We start from the raw sequence: 13,073 nt of genomic DNA, 5'->3' as shown, positions 1-13,073 counted from the left end.
GATGGATGGAAATGATGGGTGCCGACATTCTATCGGCAAATTGAGAAATTGAGGCCGGCATGGCATGATCCGCAACTTGCTTGCCAATTGCCCCCAATGTCCACATCCACCCGCATCCATGGCCTCGACACGCTGCGCGCACTCGCCGTCACGCTGGTGGTGCTGCACCACTACGTGCTGTTCGTCAGCGATGCGCCGACCTTCGGCTGGGTGGGCCAGATCGGCTGGGTCGGCGTCGACCTGTTCTTCGCCCTCTCGGGCTACCTGATCGGCAACCAGATCTTCGCCGCGATGAAGAGCCCGGGCGGCTTCTCGCTGAGGCGCTTCTACGCGCGGCGCCTGCTGCGCACCCTGCCCAATTACTGGGTGGTGCTGGCCCTGTACTTCCTGTGGCCGGCCTTCCGCGGCGACGATCCGCTGCTGGCGCTGTGGGAATACGCCACCTTTATTCAGAACTTCGCGCTCGAACCGGGCAGCGCTTTTTCACACAGCTGGTCGCTCGCGATCGAGGAACAGTTCTACCTGTTGCTGCCCGCCGTGGCGCTGCTCGGCGCGCTGTGGGGCGGCTCGCTGCGCCTGGCATGGACCGCGATCGCGCTGGCTTTCGTCGCCGGGATGCTGGTGCGCGCCGACCTGTGGCAGGAGATGGCGGGCCAGACTCATAAGCTTTACTTCTATTTCAAGTGGATTTATTACTCCAGCTTATGCAGATTCGACGAGCTGCTGGCCGGCGTAAGCCTGGCGATACTGCGCAACCACCATCCCGGCGCGTGGGGATGCTTGACGCGTCACGGCAACCTGATGGGTGGCCTCGGCCTGCTGTCCTGCGCCGTCGCCTTCTGGTTCTTCCTGGATGACCGCTACGGCTTTGGCATCACCGTGTTCGGCTTCCCGCTGATGGCGCTGGGTTTTTCCCTCCTGATCGTCGCGGCGGTGGCTGAAGATTCTTTGCTGCGCAGGCTGAAGGTGCCCGGTGCGGGAGCGCTGGCGCTTTGGTCCTATGCGATCTACCTGCTGCACAAGCCATTGTGCGTGATGGCCGCCAAATGGATGGCGCAGCGGGGTTTCGGCGCGGAACACCCGCTGACCATCGCCGCGCTCCTGACTTTGTCGGTGCTGACCGGATGGCTACTGTACAAGCACATAGAGACCCCCTTTATGCTCCTGCGCATGCGATATTTTCCGGCGAACTCTCGGTCTGTAACAACAGATAAAGTCGGAAAAAATTCAGCCCTTTGACGTCACTAAGTGGATGTGATGAAAACTGGACAGCTCGTCAGTGAACTCAGGGCTAGAGGCTAATCAATTTTTCGAGTGCATGTCGACGAAGTGTAGGTAAAACCTCATCGAAGCGTATTTGGTCTGACGAGGCCTTCAGGATTAGCGGTTTATCTGACTCCATTTTCGCTACGACAGTTGCAGATGTTTTAGGGTCGTAGAAAAATAAGTGTTCTCCTGCATGCCCAAGGTACCGCATCTTTGTCTCGGGTTTACTATTCGCAGATGAGTCACCGACACCGGAGACTAGGTAGGTGTATGCGGTTCCTTCCACTACTCGCTGAGCGGCGATGCGTCCTTTTCCATACGCCAGGAAAGGTAGGGCAACCAACAGATAGACTACAAGAATACGCGCGTTTCTGTTCGGGAGCCAAGAGATATTAGTCACGTGGTCTCGGAGCCAGTACATCACGATCATGGCAATAGAATAAGGTAGAAGCGACCACAAAAAGATTGTGTCGCAAAAGAGTGCGACGATAAAGCTTAGAACCCATCCACCTTTAAGGAACAGAAGTCTTCGACGCAATTTGAGGCGCTTAGCTTCGAGCTCGGCGATGCTCAAATGCTCTAGGGACTCGTCTTCTTCCCGGTTGTGCCCAATCGTTCCCAAGCTAGTTCCTAATAGGAGAAGTAGAAGGGTGACGGCGATTGGATACGCTGTTAATTTCAATATGTCCGTGACAGCGATGTACTCGAGTATGTTAATTCCGAAGCTTGGCCAGTAACCCCACAGGTAGAGAACACCCACTGTGACGAAATAGAGGGAACTGAAATAGAGCTTTGTAGATAGCTTATCCTTGAGCTGGATTACCTTTTGGCCGTCGTCGGCACCAATCTCATTAACTAGAGGCGCGATACTGTTCATATTACTTTGTATAGAACATTAATCGGATAATAGTACCTGAAACTTAGCTTTGAACAGATGAATATTACCAGATCCGAATAGGCCTTTAGCTAAGCTCAACTACACCAAAAGAGGCCGGCGCATCCGCTAGAAAGGCGAGGATCGCATTGGCCTGCACGTGTGGCTCGTAGCCTGAGGTATCGCGGATGGCCTGGCGCAGGCCCGGCACGGTTTCCATGGTATGCGGGCTGCGGTAGGCCGCCACCAGCAGCGCAGCCAGGTCGCCAGGCGCGCCTTGTCCGCGCCGCAGGCGCTGCTCGATGATGCCAAGCAGGGTGCGCTGCATGCGCGGGGTCGGGTTCTGGATTTCGCCGAACAGGGTAGGGGTGTTGGCGATCGCCTCGCACATGCGCTGCTCGATCGCGTCGGGCTTCAGGTCCGAGGGGATATCGAAATAGGCCTTGTTCCAGCGCGTGCGCGTGTAGGCGTGGCCGGGCGGGAAGGAGTCCGCGGTCTCGAAGCCAAGTGCGCGGCTGGCGCGCGCGAGCAGGTCGGCGACGGTGTCGATCAGAGGCATAAAAAAACGGGATGAACGTGCGTCATCCCGTCAGTGTAGCGTATTGGCGTTTTCGTATCAGGCAGCGAAACGGCCAGCCCGGAAATCATCGAAGGCCTGGTACAGCTCTTCGGTCGTGTTCATCACGAACGGGCCATGCTGCGCGATCGGCTCGTTCAGCGGACGGCCGGCCAGCAGGATCAGTTTGGTCGCTTCCACCGCCTTGATCCGCACGCCATCGGCGCCCGCGGCATTGTCCAGCACTGCCATGCGCGTCTTGCCCACGCCCTTGCCCTCGACCACCGCGTCGCCGCGGTAGACGTAGATGAAGGCGTTGTGGCCTTGCGGGATCGGCTGCTCGAACGTCACGCCGGCCGGGATCTCGATGTCGAGGTACAACGGCTCGGTGTGCGCGCGCTGCACCGCGCCCTTCACGCCGTGGGTCTCGCCCGCGATCACCTGCACCGTCACGCCGTCCTCGTTCGTGAAGCGCGGCACTTCCTCGGTCGGGATGTCGCGGTACCACGGGTCCATCATCTTGTCCCTGGCGGGCAGGTTGAGCCACAGCTGGAAGCCTTCCATCAGGCCCTCATCCTGCTCCGGCATCTCGGAGTGGATCACCCCGCGGCCCGCCGTCATCCACTGCACGCCGCCGTTGGTCACCAGGCCTTCGTTGCCGGCGCTGTCGCGGTGACGCATGCGGCCGTTGAGCATGTAGGTCACGGTCTCGAAGCCGCGGTGCGGGTGCTCCGGGAAGCCGGCGATGTAGTCGCCCGCCTTGTCGCTGCCGAAGGCATCCAGCATCAGGAAGGGGTCGAGGCGGCGCTGCAGGGAACCGGTCAGCACACGGTTGATCTTCACGCCCGCGCCGTCCATCACGAACTGGCCCTGGATCAGGCGTTCGACGCCGCGGCTCTTTGCGATACCTGCGATCGTTGCGATAGTAGTCTGCTCGGTCATGCTGTTCTCCTTGTGTTGATCGGTTGCCCGCCGCTTCTTCAGCGGCGAGATTTTACGCCAGCGCGGCTTCCACCGCTGCGTCGGCCTCCTGCTTGCCCTTGGCCGCCGCATCCGGACCCATGTTCAGGCCGGACGAGTAGATGAAGGTGTGGTTGGTCAGGCCCAGGAAGTTCAGCAGCATGCGGATGTGCGGCACTTGCGGATCGGCATCCGCCGGGTACACGCCGCCGCGGGCGGTGGCCACGTACACCTTCTTGTTCTTCAAGAGGCCTTCCGGACCGGTTTCGGTATAGCGGAAGGTCACGCCGGAACGCGCAATCGCGTCGAACCAGTTCTTCAGCTGCACCGGCATGCCGAAGTTGTACATCGGGGCGCCGATCACGATCACGTCGGCGGCTTGCGCCTCGGCGATCAGGGCGTCGTCCAGCGCCACGCGGGCCGACTGTTCAACGCTGCGCTGTTCGGCCGGGGTGAACAGGGCGCCGACGGCGGCGCCGTCCAGCAGCGGGTGCGGCTGGGCGCCGAAGTCGCGGCGCACGACGTTCGCGTCACGGTTCGAGGAGACCAGCTTGTCGACGATCAGGTTGGCGACACGGGTCGATTCCGAATCGTTGCCGCGGACGCTGGAGGTGATTTGCAGGATGTTCATGTCGGTGTCCTTCGTGAGTGGGTAGTCGATGGACACACTGTAAAGGTTCCAAAATCAAGTCGGAAGCCATTAAAATGGATAACATTATTCTGCTGATGGAACAATCATGGACGTCGAACCGAATGACCTGCTGCTATTCGCCCGCATCGTCGAGGCGGGCAGTTTCAGCCGCGCCGCCGAGCGCGTGCAGCTGCCGAAATCGACCGTCTCGCGCCGCATCTCCCTGCTGGAGCAGACCCTGGGCGAGCGCCTGCTGCAGCGGACCACGCGCAAACTGATGCTGACGGAGTTCGGCGCCAGCCTCCTGGAGCATGCGCGCAAGGTGGCGGAAGAGGTGGAGGCGGCCGGCGCGCTGGCCCAGCACCGCCAGGGCGAGCCGAGCGGCAAGCTGCGCATCTCGCTCCCCGGCGACTTCGCCAACCTCGGCCTGCAGGACGTCATCGCGCAATTCATCGCGCGCTATCCGGCGGTGTCGCTGGAGCTGGACCTGTCGCCACGGCGGGTCGACCTGATCGCCGAGAACTACGACATCGCGATCCGCATGGGCGACCTGCCCGACGACGCCTCGCTCCATGCGCGCCCGATCAACATCGAGCACTGGGGACTGTACGCATCGCCCGCCTACCTGGCGCGCCACGGCTTGCCCGAGCATCCCGACGACCTGATGCGGCACGACCTCTTGTGCCTGCTGAGCCGCTACGGGGGCGCGGCGCCCTGGGTGCTCAGCCGCGGGAAGCTGCGCTGGGAACGGCAGGTGACGGCGCGCCTGACCGCCAACTCGCCCGAGCTGCTGGCGCGCTTCGCGGCGCGCGGGGCGGGCATCGCCGCGAGCTCGCTGACTTTCGCGAGCCCCTATCTGCAAACCGGGGAACTGGTACGGGTGCTGCCGGAATGGGAACCGCCGACCACCCGGGGATGGGCGGTCTTTCCGGGCCGCCGGCTGATGCCGGCCAAGACCCGGGCTTTCCTGGATTTGATCGAAACGGCGTGTACGGAACGCGGCCACCGGCCGCAGCCCACGATCAGCGAGGACGGTTCCCCATCATCTCGCCCAGGCGCACCGGACGCTCCGGCGCCCAGTCCGGGTTGAAGGAAATCGCGCCCTTCTTGAACAGCATGACGACGGTGGAGCCGAGCAGGAAGCGGCCCATCTCTTCGCCCTTTTTCAGCAGCACCGGCTGCGATTCGTAGCTCCACTCGTACAGGCGCGGCATGCGCGGCGGATTGACCACGCCGTGCCATACAGTGGCCATGCTGCCGACGATGGTGGCGCCGACCAGGGTCATCACGAAGGGGCCATGTTCTTCCGACTCGAACACGCACACGACACGCTCGTTGCGCGCGAACAGGCCCGGCACGCCGCGCGCCGTGGTCGGGTTCACCGAGAACAGCTTGCCCGGCACGTAGATCATGCGCGTCAGCCGCCCGTCGCAGGGCATGTGGATGCGGTGGTAGTCCTTCGGGCTCAGGTACAGGTTGGCGAAGTGGCCGTGCTGGAAGTGCGCCGCCAGCTGGGCGTCGCCGCCGACCAGTTCGGCCGAGGTGAATTGATGGCCCTTGGCCTGGAAGATGTGGTGGTCGTCGATGTCGCCGAACTGGCTGATGGCGCCGTCCACCGGGCAGACGAAATCGGCGTTCGCCAGCGGTCGGGCATCGCCGCGCAGCGGGCGCGTGAAGAATTCGTTGAAGCTGCTGTAGCTCGCGATGTCCGGGTTCGCCGCCTCGTCCATGTTGACGCCGTATTTGCCGACGAACCAGCGGATCAGGCGCGTGGTCATCGCGCCGCCCTTGGCGCCCGCCACGCGGCCGGCGAAGTTGGTCAGCGCCGTTTTCGGCATTACATATTGGGGCAGAACTTTTAGACGGGACACTTTGACAGGCCTCTCGGTGTGGAAACGATCGCGCATTATAGCGGCCTTGTTGCACAGAAATGTACAGAAAAGCATGAGTGCCGCTCCAGGCCCGAGTGTACTCCAGTGTTGCGTGCCGGGGCGTATGCATCAAAAAGTTGCCATATGCATATTCGATTCTTGCAGACTTCGGGAGTTGCTTCTGGGACAATTGCTATTCCTCTCACTTTTGAAGTAGCCATGTCCTTCGAATCCAGCCCGTTCCGCATGACCGCGCTTGCCGCCGCGATCACCCTTTGCCTCCCGATCCTCGGCGCGTCCGCGCAGGAGGCCCAGGCGCCTGTCAAGCTTGAGGCGCCCAAGGCGGAGCAGGGCAAGAAGATCCAGCAGGTGGAAGTGAAGGGCACGGCCGACACCTATGATCCACGGCGCGACGATACCGCTGCCAAGGTGGTCGTCAGCAGCGAGGAGATCACCAAATACGGCGATACCAATGTGCTGGACGTGCTCAAGCGCGTGCCCGGCATCACGGTCAACAGCAGCAATGGCCGCGGTGGCGAGATCCGCATGCGCGGCCTGGGCGCCGGTTATACCCAGATCCTGATCAACGGCGAGCGCGCCCCGGCCGGCTTCACCATGGATTCGCTGGCGCCGGACTCGATCGAGCGCATCGAGGTGCTGCGCGCCGCCAGCGCCGAGTTCTCGACCCAGTCGGTGGCCGGCACCATCAACATCATTCTGAAGCGCTCGGTGAAGAACCGCATGCGCGAGCTGAAGCTGGGCGCCCAGGCATCGAGCAACAGCTGGGGGCCGAATGCGAACCTGCAGCTGTCCGACAAGGACGGCAATTTCGCCTACTCGGTGTCGGCCAACGCCATGCACGACCGCTTCGACTTCGAATCCTGGGGCACGGAGATCGGCGTGGCGCCGAACGGCCAGACCGTCCTGTACCGCACCAGCCGCCTGCCGCAGCATGGCCAGGTCTCGGGCCTGAACATCAGCCCGCGCCTGAACTGGACCCTGGGCCAGGACAACACCCTGACCTCGCAGACATTCATCAACGCGAACCGCTTCCAGAACCGCTTCCACCAGCCGACCACCACCTACGTCGGCCAGGCGCCAAGCTACCCGGACCTGTTCAATGCCTTCAAGGCCGAGAACAACTTCCTGCGCTCGGATCTGACCTGGTCGCGCAAGTTCGAGTCGGGCGGCAAGCTCGACCTGAAGATCGGCGTCCAGGCCGGGGCGAACGACAGCACCTCGCACCGCACCGCCAGCACCACGGCGGGCGTGCCGCTGCTGGACGCCACCAGCGTGCTCGCGGGCCGCGACCGCGGGATGAACAGCACCGGCAAGTACAGCCGCACGATCGAGAAGGGCCATACCTTCGCCTTCGGCTGGGACGGCGGCGTGGACAGCCGCGACGACGAGCGCCGCGACACCAACCTGGTGCGCGTGAGCGGCAACGTGCCGCAGTACGAAACCTCGGAAGCGCAGGTCAAGCGCCTTGCCGTTTTTGCCCAGGACGAGTGGAACATCACGCCGGCATGGTCGATGTACCTGGGTGCGCGCTGGGAAGGCATCCGCACCGACGTCACCGGCAATACCTTCCCGGACGGGAAGGCCAGCTCCAATGTCTGGAGCCCGATCATGCAGACGCTGTACAAAATCCCGGGCAAGAAGGGCGACCAGCTGCGCCTGGCGCTCACGCGCACCTACAAGGCGCCGAGCGTGGGCAGCCTGACCCCACGGCGCCAGATCAGCGAGAACAACAGTTCGACCGAACCGGATTATCGCGGCAACCCGAACCTGAAGCCGGAACTGGCCTTCGGCATCGACGCCGCCTACGAGCATTACTGGGCCGAAGGCGCGCTGCTGTCGATCAGCGTCTCCTCGCGCAAGATCACCGACTTTACCCGCAACCTGACCTTCTTCGACGGCGAGCGCTGGATCACGACGCCGAGCAACCAGGACAGCGCGACCACGCGCTCGCTGGAAATCGAGACCAAGTTCCCGCTCAAGGCGCTGATGGACGATGCCCCAGCGCTCGACCTGCGCGCCAGCGTCAACCGCAACTGGTCGCGTGTGGAATCGGTGCCTGGCCCGGACAACCGCCTCGACCAGCAGACTCCGCTGACCGTCAGCCTGGGCGCCGACTACAAGCGCGGCGCCTTGAGCACCGGCGGCAGCTTCGCCTTCCGTACGGGTGGCCCAGTACGCGTATCGCTGAACCAGCGCGCCTATGTCGCGCCGCGCCGGGAACTGGACTGGTACGCACTGTGGAAGTTCGACGCCAAGCGCCAGTTGCGTTTCGCAATCAGCAACATCTTCCACCAGGACTTCGTCAACGAAAGCACCTACGAGGATGCGCGCATCGGCTCGCAGACCCGCAGCATGGTGTTCCCGCAGGGCGTGCGCTACCGCGCCACCTACGAGTTGAAGTTCTAAAGAAACGCGTTCTCCAACGTCGAGCCCGGCCATGTGCCGGGCTTTTCTTTTGCATGGAATTCAAAATTGCTATGTGATAGCAATAAAATGTACCGTGCGGCGGTTACATTCTGCCATTAACTGGAATATAGTTCTTCACACAAATTGAACAACTATTTCTGGAGACTGGAGCATGACCTTGCTGCGCCCCCGCTATCTTGTAGTCCTCGTCGCCGGCATCTGCGCCCAGGCATCGGCCCAGCAGACCGCTACCGACGGCGCCATTGCGCAGGTCGAAGTAAAGGGCGCGAGCTATGACGCGCGCCGCGACGACACTGCCGCCCGTATCGTCGTCAACCGTGAAGAGCTGGTCCGCTACGGCGACAGCAACGTCGCCGACGTCCTCAAGCGCATCCCGGGCGTGACGGTGACCACCGGGTCGGGACGCAGCACCCAGGTCAGGATGCGCGGACTGGGCGGCGGCTACACCCAGATCCTGGTGAACGGCGAACGCACGCCCGCCGGCTTCGCCCTCGACACCCTGTCGCCCGACATGATCGAGCGCATCGAAGTGCTGCGCGTCGCCACCGCGGAATTTTCGGCCGAGTCGGTGGCCGGCACCATCAACATCGTGCTGCGCAAGAAGGCGAACAAGCGCGAACGCGAGGCCAAGCTGGGCTACCTGCTGTCCGAGGACTTCCGTGGTCCGACCTTCAGCACCCAGCTGGCCGACCGCGGCGACAAATCCTCGTGGTCGTTCTCGGCCAGCGGCAACCACGACAGCCTGGACCGGGAGTGGGGTGGTTCCGAGCAAAATATCCGGCCTGACGGCGTGGTCGACATGGCGCGCACGACCCATGCGCCGGAGAAGGGGCACATGAACCGCCTGAATCTGAGCCCGCGCCTGAACTGGACCCTCGACAACGGCGACACCCTCGCCTGGGAGACGATGTTCAACAGTTCCAGCTTCCGCAACGGCGCCCACCCGATAGTCACGACCACCATTGGCCTGCCGCCGCGCACGCCAGACCTGCAGACCTTCGGCGAATTCGACGACCGCATGCTCAAGTCCGACCTGAGCTGGAGCCGCAGCACGGAGTCGGGGCTGAAGCTCGAGGCCAAGCTCGGCGCCGAGTGGTCCTCGAACAAACGCTTCTTGCGCCGGCGGGGCCTGGACGCGACCGGCTTGCCGGAGACCGACGGCAGCACCCTGTCCGATAACCACGCCAGGGGCCTCAACTCGACAGGCAAGGCGACCCGTACGCTGGACGGCGGCCACGTACTGGCCATGGGCTGGGACTTGCGCGTCAACGCCAACTCGGAAATCCGCGTCGAGCGCGACCGCGTGCGTGTGTTCCCGGCCGGGATGCGGCTCGACGAGGACGTGCGCGCGCGGGTCGGCCGCGCCGCGCTCTACGCGCAGGATGAATGGACGATCGACACGCAATGGTCGGTCTACTTCGGCGCCCGCTGGGAAGGCGTGCGCACGCAGGTGAGGGGCAACGCGGTCGAGCCGACGCGGGTGCGCTCCAGCGTTCTCAGCCCGGTGCTGCAGACCCTGTACAAATTCCCGACCAAGGACGACAAGCAGGGCGACCAATTGCGCTTCGCCGTGAGCCGGACCTACAAGGCGCCCGACCTGGGGAGCATCGTGCCGCTGCGCTCGGAATGGGAAAACAACAGCGCGACCGAAGCGGATTTCCGCGGCAACCCGGACCTCAAGCCGGAACTGGCATGGGGCATCGACGCCGCCTGGGAGCATTACTGGGCCGAAGGGGCGATGCTGTCCGTCAGCGGTGCGCTGCGGCGGATCGACGACTACATCAGCAACCATATCTTTTTCGATGGCCGGCGCTGGATCTTCACGCCGGTGAACGACGACCGCGCCGTGATGCGCAGCCTCGAGATCGAGACCAAGTTCCCGCTCAAGGCGCTGTTTGCCGATGCCCCGGCCATCGACCTGCGCGCCAGCGTGAGCCGCAACTGGTCGCAGGTCGAATCGGTACCGGGTCCGCACAACCGCATGGAGCAGCAGACGCCGCTGACGGCCAACCTCGGAGCCGACTACAAGTCCGGCAAGCTGGCGCTGGGCGCCAGCGTGGCGCACCGGCGCGGCGGTTACATCCAGGTCGATGTCAACCGCGGCTTCTACCGTGTCGCCCGGACCGACCTGGACACCTATGCAGTGTGGAGCTTCACCCCCAAGACCCGGCTGCGCGTCGCGCTATCCAACCTGTTGGCCGAAGCCGATTCCTTCGAACCGAGCTACTTCGATCCGGTGACCGGCCTGGAAAAGCGCAGCTGGAACTACCCGAGCGGCGTCAAGCTGCGCACCACGCTGGAAATGAAGTTCTAAGGCTTCAGGCCAGCCGCAACACCGCCGCGCCGCCTGCGATCAGCACGGCGCCGGCGATGCGCGCGGGCCCGACCCGTTCGCGCAGCACCCAGGCGGCAATGGCCGCCGCGAACACGATCGAGGTCTCGCGCAGCGCCGCCACCACCGCGATCGGCGCCAGCGTCATCGCCCACAGCGCGATGCCGTAGGAGCCGCCGGTGGCAATGCCGCCGCCCAGCACGAGCAGCGGCCGGGCTGCCAGGTAGGCGCCCAGTTCGCCGCGCAGCCGGCGCGGGCCGGTCAAGGTCACACCGAACCCGGTAAGCAGGAACAGCCAGGCGGTGTAGGCGGCCGGCGCGCCCGAGCGGCGTACGCCGAGCCCGTCCACCAGCGTGCAGGCGGCCACCACCAGCGCGGTCACGAGCGCCAGGCCCAGCGTTCGGCGCGATGAGTGCAGCCCGCCGCCGACACAGACCACGGCGCCGCCCGCGAACACGAGGGCGATCGCCAGCGCCTGCGCGGAATGCAGGGCTTCGCTGCCGCTGTTGGCGAGCGCCACCAGCACCGGCGCCGCGCCGCGCATCAGGGGATAGGCGTGGCTGAAGTCGGCGTCGCGGTAAGTGGCGGCCAGCAGCCGGTAGTAGACCAGGTGCAGCGCGGCCGAGCCGGCGATGAAAGGCCAGCTGGCCGGCAGTGGCGCGCGCAGGAACAAAAGGCTGATGGCGCCAACCAGGGCGGCGCCGAGCGTGACTGCACTGGCCGCGCGCAGCTTGTCCGGCTCGGCTTTGATGGCGGCGTTCCAGGCGGCGTGCAGCAGGGCCGCGCACAGCACCGCGGCGAGGACCAGCCCCGGCATCAGGCGTTCGCGCTGTGACTCTCGCCGTGGCTGTCGTGCACGTGGTGGGTGCGGAAGTAATGCCAGGCCACCAGCACCGCCAGCGCCTGCATCGCGGCGCACAGCAGGAAATGGCTGCCCAGGCGCCAGTCACCCGCCGGCAGGTGGCTGACCTTGGCCAGGATCGCGGTGCCGATGAGCGGTGTGACGATCACGCCCAAGCTGCTGATCGACTGCAGGGAGCCCATGAGTTCACCCTGCTGGTTGGAGGGCGTCGTCTTCGAGACGATCGCCTGCAGCGCTGGACCGGCGGCAAAGGACAGCACGTTGCAGAGGATCAGGGCATACATCATCCAGCCTTGGGTGGCCAGGCCATAGCCCAGGAAGGTGAACGCGCCCGAGCTGATCCCCAGCAGTGACAGGCGCACTTCGCCGAAGCGCCGGATCAGCACCGCGAGCAGGCCAGCCTGCACCACGGCGGAGACCAGTCCGACGCAGAACATGGCGATGCCGTTGTCGCGCGGGGTCCAGTCGAAGCGGAAGGTGGTGTACAGGACCCAGGTCGACTGCAGCATCATCTGGCTGAAGGTGACCAGGCTGATGACGATGATCAGGCCGCGGATGTCCTTGCGCTTGACCAGGCGCAGCAGGGCGGCCAGGGGATTCAGGCGCGCCCAGGAGAAGGGCGGGCGCTGGCCCGGCGCCAGCGATTCCGGCACCATGAAGTAACCGTAGACAAGGTTGGCGGCGCCCAGCGCGGCCGCCACGTAAAAGGGCAGGTGCAGATTGTTGTTGCCCAGCAGGCCGCCGAGCACGGGGCCGCAGATGAAGCCCAGGCCGAAGGCGGCGCCGATCTTGCCGAAGCTTTTCGCGCGGTTTTCCCTGGTCGAGATGTCCGAAGCGTAGGCCGCGGCCACCGACATGCTGGCCGAGGACATGCCGCCGATGACGCGGCCCATGAACAGCCAGAACAGGGTCGGCGCCCAGGCCGTCACCAGGAAGTTGAGGGCCATGCCGGCCATCGAATACAGCAGCACAGGGCGGCGCCCGACGCGGTCGCTGAGCGCTCCCAGCGCAGGCATGAACAGGAATTGCAGCACGCCGAAGGTCGAGCCCAGCACGCCGTACCAGAGCGCCTGCTCGTCGCGGCCGGCGACGAATTGCCCGACCAGCAGCGGCAGCACCGGGACGATCAGGCCGATGCCGAGCATGTCGATGAAGATGCAGATCAGGATGAAATTCAGCTTGCCGGAATCGGGTTTCGCGGTGGTGGACTGCGGCGCGGTCGAGCTGCTCATGGATGCCTCGGACGGGTGACAGGCAGTTATCTTAACATCAG

Annotated in this window: 11 protein-coding genes; 4 read left to right on the top strand and 7 right to left on the bottom strand. The window is 64.2% G+C overall.

Annotation, left to right across the window (positions count from 1 at the left end; translation table 11 throughout):
- Positions 1-96: 96 nt before the first annotated feature.
- Positions 97-1,239: an acyltransferase gene (locus GV068_RS24305; RefSeq protein WP_159704110.1), complete on the top strand. Its 1,143-nt coding sequence runs from the start codon at positions 97-99 to the stop codon at positions 1,237-1,239.
- 52 nt (positions 1,240-1,291) lie between these two features.
- On the opposite strand, the gene GV068_RS24300 is transcribed toward GV068_RS24305, so the two are convergent.
- From GV068_RS24300 to GV068_RS24285, 4 genes are all read right to left on the bottom strand, one after another.
- Entirely contained in the window at positions 1,292-2,143 is an 852-nt protein-coding gene (locus tag GV068_RS24300) for a hypothetical protein (RefSeq protein ID WP_159704107.1), read from the bottom strand.
- A gap of 85 nt (positions 2,144-2,228) precedes the next feature.
- A complete protein-coding gene (locus GV068_RS24295; protein ID WP_159704106.1) occupies positions 2,229-2,699 on the bottom strand; it encodes a hypothetical protein in 471 nt (156 codons plus the stop codon).
- Positions 2,700-2,756: 57 nt separating this feature from the next.
- Positions 2,757-3,638 carry a pirin family protein gene (locus GV068_RS24290; protein ID WP_159704104.1) on the bottom strand — a complete coding sequence of 294 codons (882 nt, stop codon included), beginning with the start codon at positions 3,636-3,638 and terminating at the stop codon, positions 2,757-2,759.
- A gap of 52 nt (positions 3,639-3,690) precedes the next feature.
- Entirely contained in the window at positions 3,691-4,287 is a 597-nt protein-coding gene (locus GV068_RS24285; protein ID WP_159704102.1) for an FMN-dependent NADH-azoreductase, read from the bottom strand.
- Between the two features lie 106 nt (positions 4,288-4,393).
- Between GV068_RS24285 and GV068_RS24280 the strand changes: the two genes are divergently transcribed.
- Positions 4,394-5,377: a LysR family transcriptional regulator gene (locus GV068_RS24280; protein WP_159704100.1), complete on the top strand. Its 984-nt coding sequence runs from the start codon at positions 4,394-4,396 to the stop codon at positions 5,375-5,377.
- Here the strand turns inward: GV068_RS24280 and asd are convergent.
- Positions 5,310-6,194 (bottom strand): archaetidylserine decarboxylase, encoded by an 885-nt coding sequence (gene asd, locus GV068_RS24275; protein ID WP_201303345.1) that lies wholly within the window; start codon positions 6,192-6,194, stop codon positions 5,310-5,312. The two genes, GV068_RS24280 and asd, sit on opposite strands and share 68 nt — an antisense overlap.
- 183 nt (positions 6,195-6,377) lie before the next feature.
- On the opposite strand from asd, the gene GV068_RS24270 reads away from it, so the two are divergent.
- On the top strand, positions 6,378-8,585 hold the full coding sequence (locus GV068_RS24270) for a TonB-dependent siderophore receptor (protein ID WP_229464475.1): 2,208 nt from the start codon (positions 6,378-6,380) through the stop codon (positions 8,583-8,585).
- Between the two features lie 172 nt (positions 8,586-8,757).
- Entirely contained in the window at positions 8,758-10,920 is a 2,163-nt protein-coding gene (locus tag GV068_RS24265) for a TonB-dependent siderophore receptor (RefSeq protein ID WP_159704096.1), read from the top strand.
- 4 nt (positions 10,921-10,924) lie between these two features.
- Here the strand turns inward: GV068_RS24265 and GV068_RS24260 are convergent, their stop codons facing one another.
- Positions 10,925-11,755, bottom strand: a complete 831-nt coding sequence (locus tag GV068_RS24260) for an EamA family transporter (RefSeq protein ID WP_159704094.1) — start codon at positions 11,753-11,755, stop codon at positions 10,925-10,927.
- Positions 11,755-13,032 (bottom strand): MFS transporter, encoded by a 1,278-nt coding sequence (locus GV068_RS24255; protein ID WP_159704092.1) that lies wholly within the window; start codon positions 13,030-13,032, stop codon positions 11,755-11,757. The genes GV068_RS24260 and GV068_RS24255 overlap by 1 nt, the downstream gene beginning before the upstream one ends.
- Positions 13,033-13,073: the final 41 nt, after the last annotated feature.

It is taken from the genome of Massilia sp. 9I (assembly GCF_902506415.1).
Classification (GTDB): Bacteria; Pseudomonadota; Gammaproteobacteria; order Burkholderiales; family Burkholderiaceae_D; genus Telluria.
Note: the sequence above shows the minus strand (reverse complement) of the source record. Positions and strands in the feature narration are given on the sequence as shown.

Excerpts from the sequence above, each read along its gene's own strand:
- GV068_RS24305 (WP_159704110.1), top strand. The coding sequence starts at position 97 with ATGTCCACATCCACCCGCATCCATGGCCTCGACACGCTGCGCGCACTC.
- GV068_RS24300 (WP_159704107.1), bottom strand. The coding sequence starts at position 2,143 with ATGAACAGTATCGCGCCTCTAGTTAATGAGATTGGTGCCGACGACGGC.
- GV068_RS24295 (WP_159704106.1), bottom strand. The coding sequence starts at position 2,699 with ATGCCTCTGATCGACACCGTCGCCGACCTGCTCGCGCGCGCCAGCCGC.
- GV068_RS24290 (WP_159704104.1), bottom strand. The coding sequence starts at position 3,638 with ATGACCGAGCAGACTACTATCGCAACGATCGCAGGTATCGCAAAGAGC.
- GV068_RS24285 (WP_159704102.1), bottom strand. The coding sequence starts at position 4,287 with ATGAACATCCTGCAAATCACCTCCAGCGTCCGCGGCAACGATTCGGAA.
- GV068_RS24280 (WP_159704100.1), top strand. The coding sequence starts at position 4,394 with ATGGACGTCGAACCGAATGACCTGCTGCTATTCGCCCGCATCGTCGAG.
- asd (WP_201303345.1), bottom strand. The coding sequence starts at position 6,194 with ATGCGCGATCGTTTCCACACCGAGAGGCCTGTCAAAGTGTCCCGTCTA.
- GV068_RS24270 (WP_229464475.1), top strand. The coding sequence starts at position 6,378 with ATGTCCTTCGAATCCAGCCCGTTCCGCATGACCGCGCTTGCCGCCGCG.
- GV068_RS24265 (WP_159704096.1), top strand. The coding sequence starts at position 8,758 with ATGACCTTGCTGCGCCCCCGCTATCTTGTAGTCCTCGTCGCCGGCATC.
- GV068_RS24260 (WP_159704094.1), bottom strand. The coding sequence starts at position 11,755 with ATGCCGGGGCTGGTCCTCGCCGCGGTGCTGTGCGCGGCCCTGCTGCAC.
- GV068_RS24255 (WP_159704092.1), bottom strand. The coding sequence starts at position 13,032 with ATGAGCAGCTCGACCGCGCCGCAGTCCACCACCGCGAAACCCGATTCC.